The following is a 23,629-nucleotide window of genomic DNA, read 5'->3' on the forward strand; positions in this document are numbered from 1 at the left end:
AAGGAATTATACGCTATATAGTGAGTTAGGATAGTTCCCATTCTGGTTTTACATTTGCACACGCAAACTTAACTCTTTAGTATCTATACTCGTCGTACTTCAAGTTGTAGCATGAGTTAAACACTTATCGACACGCTGTATCTCGAATTATGTAAAGTAGATCTACACACATATGCCGCATTCATTCACCATAAAGAATAGAAAGTAAATACGATTATGCGAAAAATACCATTATTACTCCTTTCAATCATGGGGCTAAGCCTATCAGTCAGCACCTTTGCGGCTGAAAAACGCTATATTTCTGACGACTTATCAACTTATGTGCATAGTGGACCAGGAACGAAATACCGCATTGTTGGTACGCTCAATGCGGGTGAAAGTGTTGAATTGATTTCAACGGATGGTAATTTCGCTCAAGTCAAAGACGAACGCGGGCGCACAGTATGGCTGCCAGAAAACCAACTTAGTGACACCCCCAGTATGAAAGTTCGTATTCCTGAATTAGAAGCCGAAAATCAAAAATTACGCCAGCAACTCGAAAACATTGATAGCACTTGGAATACCCGAACCGCTGATATGCAACAACGCGTCGCTGATAACGATAAAATCGTCAATCAGCTGAAAGCAGAAAATGAAAAACTGAAAAACGAATTGATCAAATCAGGTAAGAAATTAGAAATTGCCGAGGTCAATCTGGATGATCGCCGTCGTGAACTTATACTACAATGGTTTATGTATGGTGGTGGTGTTGCAGGTGCTGGGCTTATTTTTGGTCTGATCTTGCCACATATTATTCCACGCCGTAAAAAACGTAATGACCGTTGGATGAGCTAACACGTTAATGATGAAAATATATCTGGTGGGCGGAGCCGTTCGCGATGAATTGCTTGGGCTTCCAGTCTCCGATAGAGACTATGTGGTAGTCGGGTCAACACCCGATGAGATGTTGGCACAAGGTTTTCAACAGGTGGGAAAGGACTTCCCTGTATTTCTGCATCCGAAAACGCATGAAGAGTATGCTTTAGCCAGAACAGAACGTAAAACAGGTTCTGGCTATACTGGATTTAGTTGCTATTCAGCGCCAGATGTCACTATTGAGGATGACCTTTTACGTCGCGACCTCACCATTAATGCCATCGCTAAAGATGACCAAGGCCAACTCACTGACCCCTATCATGGGGTAGATGACCTCAACGCACGTATTCTACGCCACGTTTCCGATGCCTTTGCTGAAGATCCACTACGTATACTGCGTGTTGCACGTTTTGCCGCACGTTTCTCAGCACTGGGGTTTCAGATCGCGCCTGAAACCATGACGTTGATGCAAACCATGACCGCATCCGGTGAGCTAACACATCTCACCGCAGAGCGTGTTTGGGCCGAAACTGAAAAAGCGCTGAGGTCAAACTCGCCACAGGTCTACTTTGAGGTATTGCGTCAATGCGGTGCCCTTGCGGTTCTGTTCCCTGAAATTGATAATCTGTTTGGTATTCCAGCTCCAGCCAAGTGGCACCCTGAAATTGATACGGGTATCCACACTCTCATGGCATTAGGTATGGCAGCAGAACTCAGCTCTGACGTCGACATTCGCTTCTCTGTACTCTGCCATGATGTCGGTAAGGCACTCACACCAAAACATCTTTGGCCTAGCCACCCTAATCATGGTGAAGCAGGTGTCGCGCTGATAGATAATTTATGCGATCGATTGAAAGTTCCCAATAGTGCTAGAGAGCAGGCACGACTCAGTGCCCGTTTTCATGACAAAATCCATGTGATTAATAGGCTAAGCGCGACAGAACTCATTCAATTGTTTGATGGATTGGATAGTTGGCGTAAACCTGAACGAATTATTCAGTTAAGCCTAATCAGTGAGGCTGACGCACGTGGACGAGCTGGCCTTGAACAGCAAGCTTACCCACAAGGAGAATTCCTGCGCCAAGCCTTTGCCACCGCGCAAACAGTCAGTGTTAAACCTATTATCGAGCAAGGCTTTCAAGGGCCACAAATCCGCGAAGAACTCACTCGTCAACGTATTGCACATGTAGAACAGTGGCGACAACAACAAACCACCTTATCACTTCATCCATAATCATTGGCGGTAGTTGACCGCCAATGACAGGAGTTAAGCCCTTTTAGTGCCTCTTTCAATCACTACACCGACACTTTTAGCGCGGGCAACGGCACCGGGTTTAGCGACTTTAATGCGCACCCAAGGACTACAAAAGTCATTTAATAAAAGTTGAGCCACCTCTTCAGCAACTCTCTCTACTAAGCCAAATTTATTTTTGCTAACATGAGTTATGATGGCTTGGCTAATTTGCGCGTAATCGAGACAATCTTTTACTTTATCGCTCCTTGATGCTCGTTTGTTATCCCATCCCATTTCGATATCGAGCACCAGTTTCTGCTCAATTTCTTGTTCCCAGTCATATACACCAATAGTGGTGATGACTGATAATTGTTCAATAAATACGATATCCATCACGTCATTTTCTCGTTTATGTGCTGAATTGATACCACTTCTTGGAAAATGTGCGTATTATCCAAGAAGTGAAATAAATTGTGAATCTACGCTCGTTATACTTCAAGTTGTAGCATTGTTGACTACGCGCATTTTGCACGAGTCACAGACCGATATTGCTCTAAGCGGCTCATTAACTTGTCGCCTAGCTGCAACTCGAATTATTCAGAGTCTTTACACTAACTGTTTTGGAGTTAGCTATGAGTGCAACCGCGCTTGGCATGATAATCTTTGCCTACCTTTGTGGCTCAGTTTCGAGTGCTATACTGATCTGCCGATTGGCAAGATTACCCGATCCTCGTCAACATGGCTCAGGTAACCCCGGAGCAACAAACGTTTTGCGTGTCGGCGGTAAATTAGCTGCTGCTGGTGTCCTCATTTGCGACATCCTCAAAGGGATGATACCCGTTTGGTTGGCTTACTATTTAAAAGTTCCACCATTCTATCTTGGCTTTGTCGCAATTGCAGCTTGCCTTGGGCATATTTATCCCGTTTTCTTCCGTTTTAAAGGAGGAAAAGGCGTCGCGACAGCATTCGGTTCTATTGCGGCTATCGGTTGGGATCTCTCTGGAGTCATCGCTGGTACTTGGCTGCTGACTGTGCTTCTCAGTGGTTATTCATCATTAGGCGCTATTGTTGGTGCCCTACTTGCCCCCTTTTACGTGTGGTGGTTTAAGCCAGAATTCACCTTTCCCGTTGCGATGCTCTCGTGTCTTATCTTGGTACGTCACCATGGTAATATCCAACGACTATGGCGAGGCCAAGAAAGTCGGATTTGGCAAAAACTAAAAAATAAAAAGAAAAAAACGGCGAAAGAGATAGCCCAAGAAGCAAAAGAGCAAGAACAAGAGGATTAATATTAAAAGGCTGTAATAACAGCCTTTTTTTCACATCTCACTGTATTTAACCAAACTCTGTACCAAACTTAAGGCATATTGCAAAAAAAATAAGATAAACTTCAAATAATTCTAAATAATGCCTAATGATAATTTGAAATAAGTCGAAATATACCATTGAGAAACTCAACAATTATAATGGTGTACTTATGACGAGCATTCCTTTTATTACACAAAACGAATATCAACTAGAAGACGATACCACCCTCATGACCACTAGCGACTTAGAGGGAAATATCACACACGCAAACGATGACTTTATAAAAGTTAGTGGTTATTCACTTTCTGAACTCATGCATCAGCCTCACAATATCATCCGCCACCCCGATATGCCTAAAGCGGCATTTGCCGACATGTGGAACACGTTAAAAAATGGCGAACCCTGGACGGGGATAGTGAAAAACCGCCGTAAAAATGGTGACCACTATTGGGTGAGAGCCAATATTTGTCCGATGGTGAGAGAAGGCGTGATGACGGGTTACATGTCAATTCGCACTAAGGCTTCACGCGAGGAAATTGCCGTGGCTGAGCCACTCTATCAATCATTAAATGAAGGTCATCGTCATCGCAAACTTCATAAAGGATTGGTGCTGACGTCGTATTGGTTTAGCCAATACCCCGCCCTGTCAATACGCTGGCGAATTCGCGGACTCATGCTGCTATTATTAACAACGTGGATAAGCTTGGCTGCGTTATCAAGCCTGCAAGGCTCTGCTCTTTTTCTCACGACACTGCTCGCTTTAATCATACTGGGCACCGGTAATTTCTTACTTGAACAGATGATTGCCAAACCTATTGAAAATGTAGCCAAACAAGCACTTGATATTGCTAGAGGTCAGAAACATAGCATCAATCCTCTACATCGTGTTGATGAAATTGGCATGATGTTACGCTCTATTGGCCAGTTAGGATTAGTCTGTCGTTGGCTAACCAATGATGTGTCTTGCCAAATTGGCAATGTACATCAAGAAAGTGAATTATTAGTAAAAGACTGTGATGAGCTTGAGCAACACACGCAAAAAACCGTTGGCTATGTACAACAAACCGTTGCTGCAATGAACCAAATATCCGTTTCAGTACAAATGAATGCTGAAAATACAATTCGAGCAGATAAACTGTCCAGCGAAACCAGTGATACCGCGTTACATGCGGCAGAAGCCATGAAAAACGTGGTACACACCATGGATGAGATCGTTCACAGTACCAGCAAAATCAACGCCATAACCGATGTGATAAAAACCATCGCTTTTCAAACCAATATTTTGGCACTCAATGCCGCGGTTGAAGCGGCCCGAGCCGGAGAGCAAGGAAAAGGCTTTGCCGTTGTCGCCGATGAAGTGCGTAGTCTAGCCAGTCGCAGTGCCAGCGCGGTTAATGATATCCGAGATCTTATTGATGACTGTGAGAATAAAGTGCACTCCGGCAAACTTCATGTTCATACCACCGGAGACACATTACAAGACGTGGTCAATCAAGTGCAAAATGTGACCCAATTAATTAATCACATCAGCCATGCAACCTCTGAACAAGCCGCTGGACTGACAGAAATCACTCAAGCGGTATTTGAACTTGAGTCGATCGCTCAGAAAAATACCATTTTGGTAGAACAAAGTGCCAACGCATCAGAAATCGTCCAAAAACATGCCATACGACTTGATGATGCCATTGTTATTTTACATTAATCATCAATGAATTAGCGTCATAAAAACGCTATTTTTGATTAAAAACAGAAGGGAAATAACACAGTAAAAAATCAACGGTGACTCACCATAATACCTAATGTCGCCGTTGATTTTTCTTAATCAATCCGGATGGCTTATTGATCACTTTCCACTAACGGAGGTAATTCTGCCAACGGCCAACGAGGACGAACTGTGATACCTAATCCCGTTGTTGCGCCACCTTTTAAACGAATTAGCCCAGCTAATGCGATCATGGCACCATTATCGGTACAAAACTCAGGGCGTGCATAAAATGCTTCACCGCCGCGTTGTTTCAACACCTCTTCCATTTTGGCGCGTAATGTGCGATTTGCGCTAACCCCGCCCGCCATCACTAAGCGTTTAAAGCCTGTTTTCTCAAGTGCACGCTTACATTTTATTGCTAACGTATCGACAACCGCATCTTCAAAAGCACGGGCAATATCCGCACGTGTTTGCTCATCGTCTGCATTTTCTCGAATGGTATTTGCTGCGAACGTTTTTAAGCCTGAAAAACTAAAATCCAGTCCCGGGCGATCGGTCATTGGCCGCGGAAAAACAAAGCGCCCTTGCGTACCTTGCTGCGCCATACGTGATAACGCTGGACCACCCGGATAATCTAACCCTAATAGTTTTGCTGTTTTATCAAACGCTTCGCCCGCTGCGTCATCAATCGATTCACCAAGTAATTCATACTCACCAATACCCGTTACGCTAATTAACTGGGTGTGTCCCCCCGAAACGAGCAAAGCAACGAATGGAAATTCAGGGCTTTTCTCTTCAAGCATAGGAGCGAGTAAATGCCCTTCCATATGATGAACAGCAACTGCTGGTACGCCCCATGCAAACGCGAGCGAGCGTCCCACTGTCGCACCAACCATTAATGCTCCAACAAGCCCTGGGCCTGCTGTATAAGCGACAGCATCGATGTCGGCACTTGTCAGGTTGGCTTGTTTGAGCGCAGCTTGAATCAGTGGAACCGTTTTACGAATGTGATCGCGAGAAGCCAGTTCAGGGACCACCCCACCGTAGTCAGCATGGACTTTTATCTGACTGTATAATTGGTTAGCTAATAGACCGGCCTTATCATCATAGATTGCGATTCCGGTTTCATCGCAGGATGTTTCGATACCTAAAACGCGCATTGCACTACCCTTGTTTATTGCATAAGGCAAAGTCTACCATTAAATTCAATCTATCGTATAATTTATGATGCCAAAAGGCTGACTTTTCCTGTTGTATAGTCTATAATCACTACCCTGTAATAAATTTCGTGTGGCTAATTTCATTATTACCCTACTTCGCTGTTTTTTTCATCAAATAAAACAACGAACTGGTAATCTTGTGTGTTTCAATTTTATACGGCACTTTACAAACCCGTACTCATTGAAGTAAAATTCCGCACCATTTTAAATGACGGCTGGTTGAATAAAGCCAGCAACAACCCGATTTCTATTGAGGTGAGAGGCACATGCCGGTAATTAAAGTACGTGAAAACGAGCCATTCGACGTTGCACTGCGTCGTTTCAAACGTTCCTGCGAAAAAGCAGGAGTCTTAGCTGAAGTACGTCGTCGTGAATTCTATGAAAAACCAACGACTGAGCGTAAACGCGCTAAAGCATCTGCTGTTAAGCGTCACGCTAAGAAACTGGCTCGCGAAAACGCACGCCGTACTCGTCTGTACTAATTTGGGCGCGGTAGCCACCGCAACCATAGCAGGCAGTATTAGTTAGCAGTTAAAGGCCGTGCTTTCCTGAGGGAAGCGCGGCTTATTATCGTTCATCAACAGGCGAAAAAGAGGCTTATGGCTGGACGAATCCCGCGTTCATTTATCAATGATTTGTTAGCGAGAACCGACATCATCGATTTAGTCGATGCAAAAGTCCCGTTAAAAAAACAGGGTAAAAATCATCACGCGTGCTGTCCGTTCCATAACGAAAAAACACCTTCTTTCACCGTAAATAGTGAAAGGCAGTTTTATTACTGTTTTGGCTGTGGTGCACATGGTAATGCGATCGACTTTTTGATGAATTACGACAAGCTCGACTTTGTCGAAGCCATCGAAGAACTTTCTGCTTTACATGGCCTTGATGTTCCTTATGAAACAGGAACAGGCGCAAGCCAAATCGAACTTCATCAACGGCAAAATCTGTACCAATTGATGGAGAAAATAAACCATTTTTACCACGCTGCCTTAAGTCATCCATCGGCAACTAAAGCTAAAGATTATTTAAGCCAACGTGGTTTAACAGCTGACATTATTGAGCATTTTTCGATAGGTTTTGCCCCAGCGGGGTGGGATAATTTGCTCAAAAAATTTGCTGTAAACCCAGAAAGTCGCAAACAGCTTGATGATGCAGGCATGTTAGTGACCAATGATAATGGCCGTACTTATGACCGATTCAGGGAACGAGTCATGTTCCCAATTCGTGATCGTCGTGGTCGTGTTATTGCTTTTGGTGGCCGAGTTTTAGGTGATGCGTTACCTAAATATTTAAACTCGCCCGAAACCGATATCTTTCATAAAGGCCGTCAATTATTTGGTCTCTATGAGGCGACACAACACAGTAATGAACTTAATAAGTTACTGGTTGTTGAAGGCTATATGGATGTCGTGGCGTTAGCCCAATATGGCATCCGTTATGCGGTTGCATCACTCGGTACCTCGACAACGTCTGAGCATATTCAATTGCTCTATCGTTCAACAGATACTGTTATTTGTTGTTATGACGGTGACCGAGCAGGAAGAGAAGCAGCGTGGCGTGCACTTGAAACAGCACTGCCTTATTTGACTGATGGCCGCCAGTTACGATTTATGTTTTTACCTGATGGTGAAGATCCTGACTCTTTAGTCCGCAAAGAAGGTAAAGAGGCATTTGAATTACGAATGAATGACGCACAAACATTATCGTCATTTCTATTCGACTCACTCGTACCACAGGTTGATTTAAAGACACAAGAAGGGAGAGCAAAATTTAGTAAACTTGCCATCCCTTTGATAAAACAAATACCTGGTGAAACATTGCGCCTCTATATGGCACAAGAATTGGGAAATTTTATCGGTATACCTGATATTTCTCAGGTTCTTGCTATGATTGATAGAGAGAATGCTGAACCGGTCAGTTACCAAGCACCAAAATTAAAACCAACCACAATGCGAATTTTAATCGCTTTGTTGGTGCAGAATCCGAGTTTTTCGGAATCCGTTCCCTCATTAGAGGGGATCGCCCATATTCAAATGCCGGGGCTTTCTCTATTTCAGGAATTGGTCGATGTTTGCCAATCCAACCCCGGAATGACGACTGGGCAGTTGCTTGAGCTGTATCGTGATAATAAATTTGCGAATCAACTTGAAAAACTGGCAACTTGGAACGATATAGAAATAGAGGAAATAGCGGAAAAGACATTTAAAGATGCTTTAAACCATCTATTTAACAGCGCGCTTGATGAGCGTTTTGACTATTTGATAGCCAAAGAACGAACTGAAGGGCTGACCCCAGAAGAACGCGCCGAAGTCCGCCTTATCACACTGTCACGTGTGAAAATATAATGAATACCAAACGGCTTAAGTGCCGATTTACTAAAGGCAAATGCCTGTAAAATGCTACGAAATTAAAGGGGCGTAGCGTAACAATAAAAATCCCCTTTGAATGTTCTTGTTGGCCGATTGTTTCGCCGACCGACACCAATCTAAATACTCAGAAGTGTGGATACCGTCTTATGGAGCAAAACCCGCAGTCGCAGCTTAAGCTACTCGTAACCAAGGGTAAGGAGCAAGGTTACTTAACCTATGCTGAGGTCAACGACCATCTGCCGGAAGATATCGTCGATTCAGATCAGATTGAAGATATCATCCAGATGATTAATGACATGGGCATCCAGGTCATGGAAGAAGCACCTGACGCCGATGATTTGATACTCGCTGAAACCACTTCCGATACGGATGAAGATGCAGCAGAAGCCGCTGCTCAAGTTCTATCCAGTGTGGAAAGTGAAATTGGTCGTACTACAGACCCTGTGCGCATGTACATGCGTGAAATGGGTACCGTCGAACTCTTAACCCGTGAAGGTGAGATCGACATAGCAAAACGTATCGAAGATGGCATCAACCAAGTTCAGTGCTCTGTTGCAGAGTACCCTGAAGCCATTACTTATCTACTCGAACAGTATGACCTCGTTGAAGCAGGCGAAAGCCGCTTATCCGATTTGATTACTGGTTTCGTCGATCCTAACGCTGAAGAAGATTTAGCACCAACCGCAACACACGTTGGTTCTGAGCTTCCACAAGAAGAGTTGGATAAAGACGATGATGAAGACGATGATGAAGACGAAGACGGCGATGACAGTGATAGCGATGATGATAACAGCATCGATCCTGAACTAGCCCGTGAAAAATTCGGTGAATTGCGTACGCAATACGAAAAAACGCGTCAGCACATTAAGCAGTTTGGTCGTAGCAATGCACAAACAGCACTTGCTATCGAAGAACTTTCTGAAGTCTTCAAGCAATTCCGTTTAGTGCCTAAGCAATTTGACTATCTGGTCAATAACATGCGTGAAATGATGGATCGCGTTCGTTTCCAAGAACGTACTATCATGAAGCTATGTGTTGAACAGTGCAAAATGCCTAAGAAAAACTTCATCACGTTATTCAGTGGCAATGAAACCAGTGAAACTTGGTTAACAGCAGCCAAAGCGATGAACAAGCCTTGGTGTGAAAAGCTGCTAGAAGTTGAAGAAGAAATTTTGCGTTGTCTGCAAAGATTACGTCAAATTGAAGAAGAAACTGGCCTGACAATTGAACAGGTAAAAGATATTAACCGTCGTATGTCTATCGGTGAAGCGAAAGCACGCCGTGCGAAAAAAGAGATGGTTGAAGCAAACTTACGTCTGGTAATTTCTATCGCGAAGAAATATACCAACCGTGGTTTGCAATTCCTTGACCTAATCCAAGAAGGTAATATTGGTCTGATGAAAGCGGTTGATAAATTTGAATATCGCCGTGGTTATAAATTCTCGACCTATGCAACTTGGTGGATCCGTCAGGCAATTACACGTTCTATCGCGGATCAGGCTCGTACCATTCGTATTCCGGTACATATGATTGAAACCATCAACAAACTGAACCGTATCTCTCGTCAGATGCTACAGGAAATGGGCCGTGAACCTTCCCCTGAAGAGTTAGCGGAACGTATGATGATGCCGGAAGACAAGATCCGTAAAGTCCTGAAGATCGCTAAAGAGCCAATCTCAATGGAAACGCCAATCGGTGATGATGAAGATTCACATCTCGGCGACTTTATTGAAGATAACACGTTAGAGCTACCATTAGACTCAGCGACATCAGAAAGTCTGCGTTCAGCAACTCATGAAGTGCTAGCAGGTCTGACGGCTCGTGAAGCAAAAGTTCTACGTATGCGTTTTGGTATCGATATGAACACCGACCATACCTTAGAAGAGGTGGGTAAACAGTTCGACGTTACGCGTGAGCGTATTCGTCAAATCGAGGCTAAAGCTCTACGTAAATTGCGTCATCCAAGCCGCTCTGAAGTTCTACGTAGCTTCCTTGACGAATAATGAGCCTTTAATTAGTCATCAAACACCTGCTTCGGCAGGTGTTTTTTTATGTCACTAAACGATAAATGACCATTTTAGTCATGACTTCATTAATCAGCATGTCATACATCAACACTATTCACTGCCCAGTATTATCTCACAAGCAATTCTGTTAATTTCAATGAATTCATGCCATGTATATTGTTTGTGATAATGAAGCGAATACTGTTTATCGACACGGCAGATATCTGGACGCTCATCATAGATAGTACATAACATATTAGTTTCATTATAATTCTTACAAACGCCATCACCTCGATCAAGAAATTGAGTTTCATGCGCACGATCAACATGGCGGCAGCATGCCCCACATTTATCACAAGGAAATAGCGACTCGGTTTCTAAGCTCATAATGAGTCCAGCCACTCGCTGAATGAATCATCACTTTCTGCATCAAAGGGCAATACAATATTATTTCTCTTAATTTCCTGATTGAGAATAATTTTTCGCTCATATTCTGAATTCGTCACTTGTAATGCATTGGTAAATACCTGCATTTCAGTCACATTAAAGTTAAACTCGAGCTGAACAAGTTTGACAAGATATTCATCTAAAGCCGCATTAACTTCTCGGTAGTACTGTAATGTCAGCTCATATTTATTTCGGAATTTATTCAAAAAATTCCAAATTTTTTGCATGAACTCACTATGTTCTAAAAAATAACACATCGCCAATGTCAATAAACCGGAAATCAAAACGCCAATAAATACTGCCACATCATTACCGAAAGGAAATGATAATATTCCATTCAAGTATGTTGTTATCATTGAACCTAAAATAACAGAGATACTGGTCGAAATAATTTTAATGGCTGATTTTAGCAAATCGCCTAATGCTAAATTTTCAGGGTTAAAAAATAGTAGCTTAGCCGCTGAAAATAAACTATTTACTGACTCTCGAATTAATTTTACTATCAGTTTTGTGGATGTCAGGAAGATATTCAGCATCGTAGTTGTTACACTCGCTAATAGCCCACCAAACAGCCCATTATTAAACTCAGTCCAAAAATCTTTAAAACGGACCTTTAATCTTTCCCAAATATTTGTAACAACATCCCTCAAATCTTCAATGAAGATTTTAAGTTTAAAGTTTGTTTTATGCTGTTCAATCAACTTCGGGATAGCGTCTTTTAATTCAAACCAAAGCTCTGCAAATACAATCCCTAGCATTTGCCTTGCTCCCATTCTCAACCCAGTGTTAATGGCCGCTGAGGCCGTATTCACAAAAAACTTACTGCTACTGTAGTACTTACGACTAATTTCAGCGTCATACTGTTTTCTGGCCTTTTTATCGATAGCCTCCATGACATCAAAATTGGCTTTTTGCTTATTCTTAAGTGTCTTGAGTTTTTTTAGCTCAATATCGGTTAGTTGCCCTTTACTTTCTAACACATTAATTTCTGTTTTAATCTGTGTTTGCTGTGATTTTAAATTCACCATAAAGTCTGCCATTTTTTGGGCTTTTTTCGACTTATTTAATGTTTCATTCGTAAAGGTCAAATTTGAGTCACGGTTCGCTAAATCCGCACCATCAATTTCAGCAAGAACACGTGCAGGGTCATTATGGACCTCATAAGCGGCAATAATGTGATCAAGATTAGTCACATCTTGCTGACTAAAAGTTTCGCCAGTGTAAGAATCAATTAATTCACCGGATAATTTTTGTTGCTTACCTCTACGGTTTGTTTCTTTGTAGTTTTCATGACTGTGATATTCATGAGAATCGTATTGCCCACGATTCTCATAACGATCTTTTTCTACTTCTGTCGCCCAAATATCGTTTCTGACATTATGGATGGTATCAACATCGCCCCCTTTTTTATCTTTTAATAATAAAAAATCTAAACCAAAAGAAGTCACTAAACTTTGAACAATTGTATCGTTCACTTCCTTTTGCCAATTATAATTTTTCTGCTGCATATGCTTTACCGATAAGTAGCAGCCGAGCACTGCTACTTATAATTTATGATGTCATTAAGATAGAGTAAAACGCTCAGTTTCATCTAACTGTTTATCTAGGCAATCCTGATTGATAACTTTTAGCCCGTGGCTATCCGTTTCAATTTCGATAACGTCATCAACGATAACAACCTCATTATTTTCATTTAATTTTGGCTTAAATAATGGTGTCGTAATTAGATTGGTCATAATAGCGGCGAGCTTATAGCCATTATTAATGGTCAATTTTAATTCATCCGTAATACCATGGGTATTTGTGTTGCCCAATGCTTTATTACGTTGAATTATCTTGTCTGCCTCTATAAGCGCCAATAAATAGGGTTTAAACACATTGAATTGTGCTTCCAAAACATGATAAATAGCGACAACATACTCTTTAGTTTTCGTTAAATTCTCATGTGCTAAAGTCATTTTTGCAACGGCACCATTAACTTCAGAACGAATTTTTCGAGCATTATCTAACGCTTTTTCGGCATGGGAATTATAAGCCCAACCCGCAATAGCTAAGATAGGAGCAACAACGGCACCGCCTAACACCATTGCGCCACCGGCCATCCCCCATCCCCCAGCGGCCAGTGAACCACCACCGATAGCCGCCATTGTCGCATTATAAGCAGCCGCACCTGAAAGCGCTGCAATTGGTGTTCCCGTCGATGCCGCGGCAAATGCCATCACACCGCCATAAACAGCAAAACCTGCCGCAGCACTTGATGCACCGGCACCGACTAAGGTTCCTAGATACTCTGTTGCTGAAATCGCTAAGTTTTCAATTTTATTAATTTCATGACGAGGAATAGAGATAGAAATATCCTGTCCTGATTCATTTAGCTGTTTTAATATTGATTGTGCGATAGTATTAAACTTACTGAAACTTTCACCAATTTGTAATTCAAGCGTACCTAGCTTCTCTAATTCATTGGTCGTACTGACATTAATAGATTCCAGAACCTCTTTATTTTCATCATAACGGCGTTGAGCTTTCGCTAACATATCATCCGCTTCTGATTTTGTTTGGTAACCGTCATAAGCTTTCTTTCCACCAAACGCGGCGGCAGCAATAGCCGCACCTGCAATAATAAATGGTATTGCCATACAATCCTCTCAATTTTGATAAAATTAAAATAACTCGTTACAAGTGACTAATATAATCTTGTAATTTTTTTTCAAACTTTACCTTTAACCATTCTGGCTCTAATATTTTAATATTTGGGATCCAGTATTGGATTAAAGGTAAAATCTGTTTTTCACTCATTGCAGAACATGAAACTGTTAAATACTCACTATTTTCATCAACAATATACTGATTTGGTAACACATCCCTTCTCTTGAAGTAATCAGATATTGATGATAAAACCTGTACTCGAACATTAAAATTATTATGGCTAGTCCATGGGTCCTTACTTCCCATTAATATATTCAAAATATTATCATCTGGTGAAAATGTTACTTTGCTTACATCTAACCATTCAATTCTATTCAATGAAAATGACTTAAGCTTCCCCTCTTCCATTGCATTCAAGTACCAAATCGTATTGTGACATACCAGTTTATAGGGATGTATTGTCCGATTTTTGTTTTTATAGAGAATATGACATTCTCTTTTATTATCAATTGCATACCTTATTTTTTCATAATGTTTTTTTAAGTAACTCTTAATCTTATGCTCAATACCATTAAATTTAATGAGAACACTTCTATTCTGAATAGTCTCAGGAATACTTTTCAGAAAAGATTGACTAAAATCAGGTAAATACTTATCTATGCCAAAAAAAGAAATCATTTTATAATATTCGACAACTGTCGAAAAACCGTACTTCGAATTCCCTTTATGCTCTAAAATTAAGCTTAATGAATTCAAATCTCGATAAATTGTCCGCTCGCTGACTTTAAAACGAGAAGCTAGCTCACATTTATCGACTTCACCATAAAGATAAGTTTCGAGAATAATTGTCGCTAATCTGACTCCTTGATTTTTTTTATAGTCATCCATTTTATCACCAACTATGATTTAGGTTAAGATTGATTGCACAAAGAATATCAAACTCAGTGACAAATAGCGTCAGTACAAAACTTTTTATCGCATAAGATAATTCTTATTATGCGTTTCTCAATTTTTACTCCCTGTGATTTAAATTGACGATGAGATAAAAACACTTTTACTCAAAAATATTGTCATTTACTGCATGCGCTACAAAAATTAGCGCATTATGTTTTTAAAAAGACAATCTAAATAAGTCGTTTTTAGTGATACATAACATAACTCATCAAACGAGTCATAATCATCTATTTTGTAATATCTTTATTATTCAAATAAAGAAAATAGGTTAAGTTAACGATAGAAGTGAAATAAGTTCGATTTAAAAAGCAAATTAACGAACGTGTAGTAATGCACTGTAGATAAAATTTGGATGGTATTTATATTGAAATAATTCAAGAAAATAAGCAGAAAAATAGATTAAACAATTAAAAAAATCATCTAGTTAAGTGTTAGCGTTGACTAAAAGCTAACACTTAAACCTATCAATTAATATTTATTGCTGAGGAGTTTCATGTAAGTATACCCAAAGACAATGCTCTCCATCTACCTTAATACATACCGTGGAAGTTCGTAATAGCCATGAATCCGCTGTTTCATGTCGCTCTTGGTATTGTAGCCAACAATACTCCCCTGTATCTAAAATAGGTTTAATATCAGAAAGCGTGATCTTTAATGAAGGTCTTGTTCCCATATTATGATTAAATAAGGTGTTAATCTGTTCTAAACCGATGCGTTCTCCCTTTATTGTCACCATGGCAAAATTTTTATCAAAGCTAGCTAATAAAGGCCCTAATGCATTCTGATCTTTACCAGTAAATACATTTTCAATCGAAATATGCAGATCTATCACACTCTGCAATGCTTTTTCCATGTTACCCATAGTTTATCTCTCTTTTAATACTGCGACTAATGACAGTAAACCGATAATCGCTGCGGCCATAAAAGTATATTGATAGCGCAATAAGTCATTTTGGACGCTGACGACACTAAAAATAGACACCAACACGACCGTTCCTACACTGAACGCAACTTGGCGATTAATGTTCCATAACACACTACCTTGCAATAAATCCTTCCCTGTAAAATCAATTAATGCACTGATCTGAGCAGTATTAGTACACAGCCCTCCACCTGCTCCCATTAATAAATAAGCAACTATGAGTAAGGCCAAATCTGAGTAACTTGATACCCAAAACAGCAACATAATCCCTAAGCTATGAGTCGTAATTCCTGCAAAAAATAGCGTTTTCTTACCAATCTGGTGATAGAGATAACCACCACTTAGCATTGATAGTAGTGCCCCCGCGGCATATAACAGCATAAACATGCCCGTCTGAGCTGCGCTAAAATGTAAATTATTTTGTAAGTTAAAAATATTGAGTAAATTGACACCGGTAAATACACCAGGTACTGCGTAATAAACAATAAAAGCATTACGCAAATGACTATTTACGAGTAACTGAAAATTCAAAATAGGCGCCGAACATTTTTTGGCGTATTGAAGATATAAAACCAGAATAAAAGCAGAAAATAGAAAACTGCTCAGAGCTAGTACGGTACTGTGATAATCGTTATAAAAGGAAAAAGATAACAACAAGAACAGTAAACTAAAACTCACCATAATCAACCCTAATACATCAGGCTTTTCTCTTTGTTGCCGTCCATCATTTTTCACCCATGACCACGCTAAAATTGCCGCAAATAATGAAAAAGGCAGATTTGCGTAAAATACCCAGCGCCACGAGAATGAATCAATAATCATTCCCCCTACCGCCGGAGAAAATGCAGGCGCAGTTAGGGCGACAACCATAATTAAGGTTGAAATACGATGGCGCTCTTTACCTGGAAATAGCTCAAAAACAAGCGCCTGTCCCACAGGGATCAGTAACCCACCAGCAACACCTTGAATAAAACGCCAAATGATCAAGCTATAAATTGAATGACTCAGTCCACACAATAAAACACTGACTGAGAATAACAACATAGACAGACTGAGCAGCTTTTGGTTACCTAATTGTCCTGCTAGCCATAAACTCAATGGCATGATCAAGACTAAACCTAAGATATAACTATTAGCGACCCAAGCCACCATTGATTGGCTGGTAGAAAACGCTGAAGCAATATCAGGCAATGCAATCGCTGACATAAAAATATTAATACAGTCGATAAAGAAGCCAATTAAAAAAACAGTTGCGATTTTATATCGATAAGACATACCTACCTCCAGCGCACAAGAGTAGGTATTCCCCCTTTCTTTGTCGATATAAGAGGATTAAACTCATTGTTTAATAATGGCAAACAATCAGACTGATTATGCAAAAAAACCTTAAGCAAATAACCACTTTTCTACAAGTGGTTGATTCGGGATCTTTTACCAAAGCGGCTGATATTTTAGGCATGAGCCGCTCTATGGTCAGTATTGATATCAAGCAGTTAGAGATACGGCTGAATGTCAGCCTGCTCATACGTAATACGCGCAATATTGCCCTCACCGAGGCGGGTAAGCATTTTTATGATGACTTTAAACGTATTCAACTAGAGATAGAAGAAGCGTTTGAAAGAAGCCAAAATTTAGCAACAAACGTCACAGGCTTACTGCGTTTTTCATCCACGAATGAATTTGGCCAACGTTATATTTTGCCATTACTCCCTGAATTTTGTCGCCTTTACCCGAAGTTACGCCTGCAATACAGCTTTAATTCATCATTAGATGATTTGGTCACCGAAAAATTAGATCTCGCGATACGTTTAGGTAATTTAAAAAGCTCATCCCTAAAAATACGTAAAATTGGTGAATACCAAATCTCTATTGTGGCGACCCCTGAACTATTAAAACACTATCCCGTTAAAGGGATTAACGATTTAGCACAAATTCCTTGGATAACCCATTCATTACTCAATTGGCAAGATACACAATACGTTCTAAAAAATACGCTAGGGGAAAAATACCCTCTTCCCATCATAAAAGGCCAATATGAATCGAATTCAGCATCGGTGATCCACCAAATGGTACTGGCCTCTCTAGGTGTCGCTATCTGTCCTGATTGGCTAGTTAATGATGATATTCATGCAGGGCGTCTCATTCGTTTACTACCTGAGTTTTATCTACCTTCACAGAATATTCAGCTACTTTATCCCAATAGCACCACTCTACCTGCAAAAACTCGTGTATTTATTGATTACTTAGTTGGAAAATTTAGCCTATAAAAAAGCCGTGTCTCATCGAAACACAGCCTTAAAATAGCATCGCAACTGTCAATAACGCTAGGTGCGGCTAGGCAATAAATGACTAAGGCGCTAGAGCACAGACTTGTGTGAGTGTGAGTCAGCGTCATCAGCAAAGCGTAAAGTATGACGAGTATATTAAAGGGCTATCCAAAACACCCCATTCGCTTTAATAGCCGTAAACTGCTGTAAGAATTCCTGCAAATTTTGTTCAGGCTGTAAAGTTGTAAAAGTTTGCGGATGCATAAACTTAGCCATAGCTTCAATAGCAAAAATATTCATTGGGTTATTATAGAAGTTATGATAAATCGCCATGACATGCTTCTCTTTCACTGCTGTCAGCGATGAAATCCCTTGGCGATCGACAAGCTTAGCCAATTGCTTTTTAGCCACCGTTGCATCTGCATCATAACCCAGTTTAACGGCCGTTGAGCGACGATTAAAATTCTGCCAATCTGCACCGGTTAATACATAAAATTCAGGGTTTAAGGTAATAATATTTTCAATTGAGCTTTCAGCACCTTTAGCCGGAAAACTGTCTTCCACTAAATTGTTACCACCCGCAAGGCTTGCTAAAACCCCAAAACCTGAACGACCATAAAGTTGGCAACAACTATCGGCAAATAAGCCTGCATTAGCCTCAATTAATACCGACGGGTAAGGTTTTTTCAGCTGCCCTTCAATGGCGGCTAGTTTTTCTTGGTACAGTGTCGCAAAGCGGTTTGCACGTTCCTGAGTTCCTAATAATTCGCCTAATAACACAATACTTTTTGGCGTGTTATTGGCGATATCCATACGGAAGTCAATAAAAATAACCTTGATCCCTGCGGCTTCCAGTTGTGGCATAAATTGGCTATCGCGCATCGCTGCATAATTAGATTTATGCATTAATACCACTTCAGGCGCCAGCTCAAGTAATTTTTCAATTTGAATGCCCGTTTCGCGGGTTTTTCTTAAGGTTGGTATGTTAGCTAATTCAGGAACCGCAGAAAAATAAGCCTGTTTTAAATCAGGCGCGTACTGTTCTAACGAATCACTCCAGCCAACAATACGTGAGAAAGCGTCTTTTCCCCCCGCAATATCGACCGATAAAATATCTCGCCCATCGATCAAAAATAGTTTGTCGACGGGAAGATCGACACTCACTTTGCGGCCTTGCAAATCAGTCATCACAGTGGGCGTTTTAGCTGATGCAATCACACTGACTAAACATAGTAACCCAGTTAATAGCCATTTCATTCAATAACCTCATTGAGTCATAAAGATGAGCCATCAATAAGATGGCTCACAAGATATTCAACTTAAAACGTCACACTATAATTCAACGCAAAAGTTCTTCCTCTACCTTTATAGGTATACAGATCTGCTGCACCATAATTCGGACTATATAATTTTGGCGCACGTTGCCCCCAAATCGTGGTGTAATCTTCATCCAGTAAATTTTCTACCGCAAAACTGACTTTACCAACTGGCAATAAATAACTGCTTAAGAAATCCACGGTATTATAACCATCAAGCTTGTTACCATCCGCATCGGAAACATTAAAGGTTTGCTGGCTTTGTAAACGTAGAGACCAATCATTTGGCTCCCATCCCACATATGCAGTCACTTTTGATGGGCTAGCAAATTTAACGCTCCATTTCTCCCATTTACCATCCACTTTGGTTTCTGATTTTTGCAGATTAAAGTTACTACCAACACTCCAATCACTATCTTCAAAGAAATAATCAACAGCCCCTTCCACGCCATAAATACGACGTTTATCTGACTTCATATAGATAGTCATATCCGCGTTATTAATGTCATAACTTCTGTCTGACAATGAATAATAAGCGGCAATTTGTGTGCGTAAATTATCTCCAGTATAGCGCCACCCCAGTTCATAGGAGTCAACTTTAATACCTTTCACTTTAGTATCATTAATATTAACGCTATTTTCTAATGCAAGATGCCCATTAGCATCTGGGGTTGCTGCATATTTCCCTGTTCCATAATATTTGGCAATATCGGGAATTTCAAAACCTTGAGAGAAATTAAACCATGTTTGCTGGTTTTCAGTTAAATTCACCAATAAGCCTGCATTAAATAACAAGTTATTATAATCGGTATTCCCCCCCGGCACAGCATCGGCAGATTTAATTTTACCTTCTGCTATTTGCTGTTGTTGCGCATACCCAACAAAGTCATCCACTTTGTTTTCAGTATATTGATAGCGCACACCGCCGCTTAAAGTGAATATTGGATTAATATCGTAGCTACTTTGCAAGAAAGCGGCCATATTGGTTGTGGTATAACTTGGATAACGCCCAACTTGATAGGCTTTTTTCAAATCCATGCCACCCGATTCTTTCGCTTTATCTAAATTAAAGAACATTTGGTTGGCACGAAATTGTTCGTGCTCAGCGTCAGCACCATACGTCAGCGTCAAATGCTCAACCGGCTCGCTATTAAACGTCAGCTTAGTACCATAGAAATTGGTTTTTTGATCAGAGGCGCTAATACTGGTGACATCCTTTGCCTTATTTAGCGTAGGGAATGGATAGAATTTTTGTGACTCATCACGATAATAAACTTGGGCAACAAAATCTTGCCCCCAAAGGTCACCATTCGAATATTGTAAATTCAGCATGTGACGCTCAGTCCCAGGTAAGCGATCTGAATTTAATTTATCACTATTATGAGCCTCGCCTTGGCCTTTCACCGCCGCAAAATCTTTGCCTAAATAAAGCCCATGTTTACCATCGGACTCACTTTTATAATATTGAACCGTGGCTTGTAGCTGCTGATTATCATCAATATTAATAACCCCAGCGCCCATGACATCCAAGCGGTCAGAAAATTGTAGGCCTGTTTGTGTATTATCAATATTAATTGCCTTACCTTTGCCATCATACCAGCCACCATAACGTTGATAGGCAACGGATAAACGACCATGGGCGTTTTCATTCCCCCCACTCATGGCCGCGGCAATATTTTCATCATGATCTTTGCCATTACTAAAGCCGGTTTTTCCGCCAATTTGTAAGTCGACTTGTTTTTCTTCTTGGCCTTTTTTGGTGACAATATTAATTAATCCACCACTACTACCGCCACCATATAAAGAAGTGGCGCCAGAAATCACTTCAATATGGTTAATATTAAACGGGTCGATAGAATCTAATTGGCGGCTATCACTACGTGAAGAATTTAAACGGACCCCATCCACCATCACAATCATTGAGCGGCCACGCATATTCATACCGTAATTAGTACGCCCTTGACCGCTAACACTCATGCCGGGGATCAATTGTGACAGAATATCTTTTAACTCTTTACCTCCTTCTGCTTGCTGTTCTATTTCCGCATTATCGATAACCCAAGTAGTTTGAGCCATCTCCGACACACTTCGATAAGAACGCGTTGCCGAGACTGTCATTTCATCTTGTTTGTTTTCTGCTGCGAATGTTGCTGGTGCAATAAAAGAAGCAAAACATGGAGAGAGTATCCAAAGATGCCTAATTTTCATGTGCCTAAGATCCTAATAGGTTGTCGTGTTTTTTTACAGGCCGCTGCCGATAACATTACGGCTTTTTATCCGGCTAAATTAGCGGATAATTTTAACTGATAATAAACATACTATTAAGAACTATTATCATTCTTGCGTCTTTTTTTAGACATCGCCGACGGAAAGAAGAGGGAAAAGCAGAATATTTATAAATCAGAAAAAGAAATGTTGGAGAAGGTCAGACAAAAAGCAGAATTATCGAATCTTGAATTGCCATTAATGGACACTTATAAATAAAGTGGCTAGAAAGCGTTGCTCTAATTAAAACGATATATAAAACAAATAGTAGGGTGTTTGCCTTTAATTAAACTAAAAACAAACACCACATTAACAAGGCTTTGATTTTGTACTACCCATGATATTTCAAGTGACAACGTTGCTGATTAGGTTAGCTCGTACTCGCCACAACATTTATCTGTGCTTAACGACTTGCTCACTTATCACCTAAGTTAAACTCAAATTATTTAGGGTATAAACTTAACTTATTTTTTTGACGCTAAGTAATCTTGTAGTGTGCCTTCAGGATGTTTCTTACAGAACTCAACGATTTGTGGCGCTTCTGCAACACTCTGTTCTGTTAACGCAACATAATCACCACCTTTAAATTGTGTATCCATATTGGTGATCCACAATGCAACAGGTGCCCAGCTTTGCGGGTTCAGGTTAATATATTCCTGACAAGTCATTTTTTCAGGCGTGACAATATTCGAGTCCGCAGCCATCGCATTAAAAGAGAATGCTGCCATTGCAGCTAAAACGCTAGAGATAACAATCTTTTTCATTATAAACCTCTTATGTGTATAAATAATGCATAACAATGTGGCTGTTTATTTTTATCACAAACTTATTAAAGTTTATATAATCTTATTAGGATAATAAGATTATAATAAAACAAAAGCGACCATCCGATTAAGTCATTTTAATAACAAAAAATAAGTCATTATTAATGACAACTAATTAACAACATAACAAAAAATTTTTTGCTGTTAAAAAGCTGAAATAAAAATACATACTAAAGAGAGTATAAATTATTATTGTTTAATATTTTTAAACTAATTAAAGGTTGGTCAATATCATAAAATTAATTTATCAGAGAGCCTCAGTCATTATATGTAACTAAGCGACTAAAATGCTCAGATAGCTTGCTTAAAGAGCGGATGGAAGATACCGCCACTTCTTTATTTGGATCTTTGCATAGTTCAATTAATCTAATCACTGCATCTTGTTGTTCTATTGTCGCTTTATAATCACCCAATGCGGAGATCGCTGCAATCTTGACATCATCGTTGCCTCGAAAGGTCAACTCGATAAGTGTCCCTATAATTTGTTTTTCCATGGTTTAGCCTGCTATAACACAAGAGATCAAATACGAATTGCCATTCTAAGTCAAATCACTTATTACATCTTACTGTATTAGGAAAAAGCTAAAGTTGATAACATTGTTTTTACGCCTATTATGTATATTTATTGACACTTTCAGTGAATATTAAAATTAAAAATAAAAAACTTCACTGATAATTGATAATCAATAGGCTTAAAATATTACTAGTAATAGTAAATTTGTTATAATTGTAGTAGCACAGTCAATTTGCTCAGGGTAGCGAGGGCGAGTTTTATGGGTTTAAACTTCATTCAATGGTTAATGTTCTGCGCAACTAAATCAGGACCTTTTCTTAAGGAATTTTGTTCATAGTCAATGGGTGGCAGATCACCGTTGGGAGTAAGAAGCCTTTCTATGGTGTAATAGCGCATATCGAGATAACATCTCCTTTCATCAGCTTTCCGTTATGGCCGAGGGATTTTCAGTACCCAATCGGGTTTAAACTACCAAAAAATCGTTCAACAACGGCGCTATCCCAACAGGCTCCGACATCGCCCATACTTGCTCGAATTCCATAACTTTTCTGTAAGTGACGATAGCGCTTACTCGTATATTGTAATCCCTATCGCTATGAAAGACTAAGCTTTTTTCGGGGTGACGTAAGTTATACGCTTTCATCAAGGTCTTACTGACTAAAACTGCCGTCATCCGTTTATCGAAATGCCAACCTACAAGACGGAGTGAGTATAAGTTCATCAGGATGGCGAAATACATCTAGCCATCCCCCTTTTATAAATAGGTCACATCAC

21 protein-coding genes are annotated in these 23,629 nt (G+C 40.1%); 8 read left to right on the top strand and 13 right to left on the bottom strand.

Annotated elements, in window-relative coordinates; genetic code table 11:
• Nucleotides 1-216 precede the first annotated feature (216 nt).
• On the top strand, nucleotides 217-834 hold the full coding sequence (locus tag G3341_RS15950; RefSeq protein ID WP_154624202.1) for a TIGR04211 family SH3 domain-containing protein: 618 nt from the start codon (nucleotides 217-219) through the stop codon (nucleotides 832-834).
• 10 nt (nucleotides 835-844) lie between these two features.
• Nucleotides 845-2,089, top strand: coding sequence for a multifunctional CCA addition/repair protein (locus G3341_RS15955; RefSeq protein WP_154624213.1), 1,245 nt, complete (start codon nucleotides 845-847; stop codon nucleotides 2,087-2,089).
• Between the two features lie 33 nt (nucleotides 2,090-2,122).
• On the opposite strand, the gene folB is transcribed toward G3341_RS15955, so the two are convergent.
• Nucleotides 2,123-2,482: a bifunctional dihydroneopterin aldolase/7,8-dihydroneopterin epimerase gene (gene folB / locus G3341_RS15960; RefSeq protein ID WP_154624212.1), complete on the bottom strand. Its 360-nt coding sequence runs from the start codon at nucleotides 2,480-2,482 to the stop codon at nucleotides 2,123-2,125.
• A 239-nt stretch (nucleotides 2,483-2,721) separates the two neighbouring features.
• On the opposite strand from folB, the gene plsY reads away from it, so the two are divergent.
• Entirely contained in the window at nucleotides 2,722-3,378 is a 657-nt protein-coding gene (plsY, locus tag G3341_RS15965) for a glycerol-3-phosphate 1-O-acyltransferase PlsY (protein ID WP_154624201.1), read from the top strand.
• Nucleotides 3,379-3,566: 188 nt separating this feature from the next.
• Nucleotides 3,567-5,099: a methyl-accepting chemotaxis protein gene (locus tag G3341_RS15970; RefSeq protein ID WP_163862888.1), complete on the top strand. Its 1,533-nt coding sequence runs from the start codon at nucleotides 3,567-3,569 to the stop codon at nucleotides 5,097-5,099.
• Nucleotides 5,100-5,233: 134 nt separating this feature from the next.
• On the opposite strand, the gene tsaD is transcribed toward G3341_RS15970, so the two are convergent.
• Entirely contained in the window at nucleotides 5,234-6,262 is a 1,029-nt protein-coding gene (gene tsaD / locus G3341_RS15975) for a tRNA (adenosine(37)-N6)-threonylcarbamoyltransferase complex transferase subunit TsaD (protein ID WP_154624199.1), read from the bottom strand.
• A 326-nt stretch (nucleotides 6,263-6,588) separates the two neighbouring features.
• Between tsaD and rpsU the strand changes: the two genes are divergently transcribed.
• The 3 genes from rpsU (at nucleotide 6,589) to rpoD (ending at nucleotide 10,694) form a co-directional block, all read left to right on the top strand.
• The gene (gene rpsU / locus G3341_RS15980; protein WP_001144069.1) at nucleotides 6,589-6,804 is read left to right on the top strand and encodes a 30S ribosomal protein S21; all 216 of its coding nucleotides are present in this window, start codon (nucleotides 6,589-6,591) and stop codon (nucleotides 6,802-6,804) included.
• 117 nt (nucleotides 6,805-6,921) lie between these two features.
• Entirely contained in the window at nucleotides 6,922-8,667 is a 1,746-nt protein-coding gene (gene dnaG / locus G3341_RS15985; protein ID WP_154624198.1) for a DNA primase, read from the top strand.
• Between the two features lie 170 nt (nucleotides 8,668-8,837).
• Nucleotides 8,838-10,694, top strand: a complete 1,857-nt coding sequence (rpoD, locus tag G3341_RS15990; RefSeq protein ID WP_154624197.1) for an RNA polymerase sigma factor RpoD — start codon at nucleotides 8,838-8,840, stop codon at nucleotides 10,692-10,694.
• Between the two features lie 114 nt (nucleotides 10,695-10,808).
• Here the strand turns inward: rpoD and G3341_RS15995 are convergent, their stop codons facing one another.
• The 6 genes from G3341_RS15995 to G3341_RS16020 form a co-directional block, all read right to left on the bottom strand.
• Nucleotides 10,809-11,084, bottom strand: coding sequence for a YkgJ family cysteine cluster protein (locus G3341_RS15995; RefSeq protein ID WP_154624196.1), 276 nt, complete (start codon nucleotides 11,082-11,084; stop codon nucleotides 10,809-10,811).
• On the bottom strand, nucleotides 11,081-12,652 hold the full coding sequence (locus G3341_RS16000; RefSeq protein WP_163862890.1) for a cobalamin adenosyltransferase: 1,572 nt from the start codon (nucleotides 12,650-12,652) through the stop codon (nucleotides 11,081-11,083). The genes G3341_RS15995 and G3341_RS16000 overlap by 4 nt, the downstream gene beginning before the upstream one ends.
• Nucleotides 12,653-12,706: 54 nt before the next feature.
• A complete protein-coding gene (locus G3341_RS16005) occupies nucleotides 12,707-13,783 on the bottom strand; it encodes a chemotaxis protein (RefSeq protein WP_163862892.1) in 1,077 nt (358 codons plus the stop codon).
• A 37-nt stretch (nucleotides 13,784-13,820) separates the two neighbouring features.
• On the bottom strand, nucleotides 13,821-14,681 hold the full coding sequence (locus G3341_RS16010; protein ID WP_163862893.1) for a helix-turn-helix transcriptional regulator: 861 nt from the start codon (nucleotides 14,679-14,681) through the stop codon (nucleotides 13,821-13,823).
• Between the two features lie 541 nt (nucleotides 14,682-15,222).
• A complete protein-coding gene (locus tag G3341_RS16015; protein WP_195848168.1) occupies nucleotides 15,223-15,609 on the bottom strand; it encodes a hypothetical protein in 387 nt (128 codons plus the stop codon).
• A 3-nt stretch (nucleotides 15,610-15,612) separates the two neighbouring features.
• Nucleotides 15,613-16,944, bottom strand: a complete 1,332-nt coding sequence (locus G3341_RS16020) for an MFS transporter (RefSeq protein WP_163862895.1) — start codon at nucleotides 16,942-16,944, stop codon at nucleotides 15,613-15,615.
• Nucleotides 16,945-17,042: 98 nt separating this feature from the next.
• On the opposite strand from G3341_RS16020, the gene G3341_RS16025 reads away from it, so the two are divergent.
• The gene (locus G3341_RS16025; RefSeq protein WP_163862897.1) at nucleotides 17,043-17,936 is read left to right on the top strand and encodes a LysR family transcriptional regulator; all 894 of its coding nucleotides are present in this window, start codon (nucleotides 17,043-17,045) and stop codon (nucleotides 17,934-17,936) included.
• 156 nt (nucleotides 17,937-18,092) lie between these two features.
• Here G3341_RS16025 and G3341_RS16030 read toward each other — a convergent pair whose 3' ends face one another.
• The 5 genes from G3341_RS16030 to G3341_RS20755 form a co-directional block, all read right to left on the bottom strand.
• Nucleotides 18,093-19,193 (bottom strand): ABC transporter substrate-binding protein, encoded by a 1,101-nt coding sequence (locus tag G3341_RS16030; protein WP_163862899.1) that lies wholly within the window; start codon nucleotides 19,191-19,193, stop codon nucleotides 18,093-18,095.
• 62 nt (nucleotides 19,194-19,255) lie between these two features.
• Nucleotides 19,256-21,460, bottom strand: a complete 2,205-nt coding sequence (locus G3341_RS16035; protein ID WP_163862901.1) for a TonB-dependent siderophore receptor — start codon at nucleotides 21,458-21,460, stop codon at nucleotides 19,256-19,258.
• Nucleotides 21,461-21,981: 521 nt separating this feature from the next.
• Complete coding sequence (locus G3341_RS16040; RefSeq protein WP_014657621.1) at nucleotides 21,982-22,281, bottom strand: HdeA/HdeB family chaperone; 300 nt, start codon at nucleotides 22,279-22,281, stop codon at nucleotides 21,982-21,984.
• A gap of 317 nt (nucleotides 22,282-22,598) precedes the next feature.
• The gene (locus tag G3341_RS16045; RefSeq protein WP_154635708.1) at nucleotides 22,599-22,835 is read right to left on the bottom strand and encodes a HEAT repeat domain-containing protein; all 237 of its coding nucleotides are present in this window, start codon (nucleotides 22,833-22,835) and stop codon (nucleotides 22,599-22,601) included.
• 483 nt (nucleotides 22,836-23,318) lie between these two features.
• Entirely contained in the window at nucleotides 23,319-23,594 is a 276-nt protein-coding gene (locus tag G3341_RS20755; RefSeq protein ID WP_231131810.1) for a hypothetical protein, read from the bottom strand.
• Between the last annotated feature and the right edge of the window lie 35 nt (nucleotides 23,595-23,629).

This window comes from Providencia vermicola (genome assembly GCF_010748935.1).
Classification (GTDB): Bacteria; Pseudomonadota; Gammaproteobacteria; order Enterobacterales; family Enterobacteriaceae; genus Providencia; species Providencia zhejiangensis.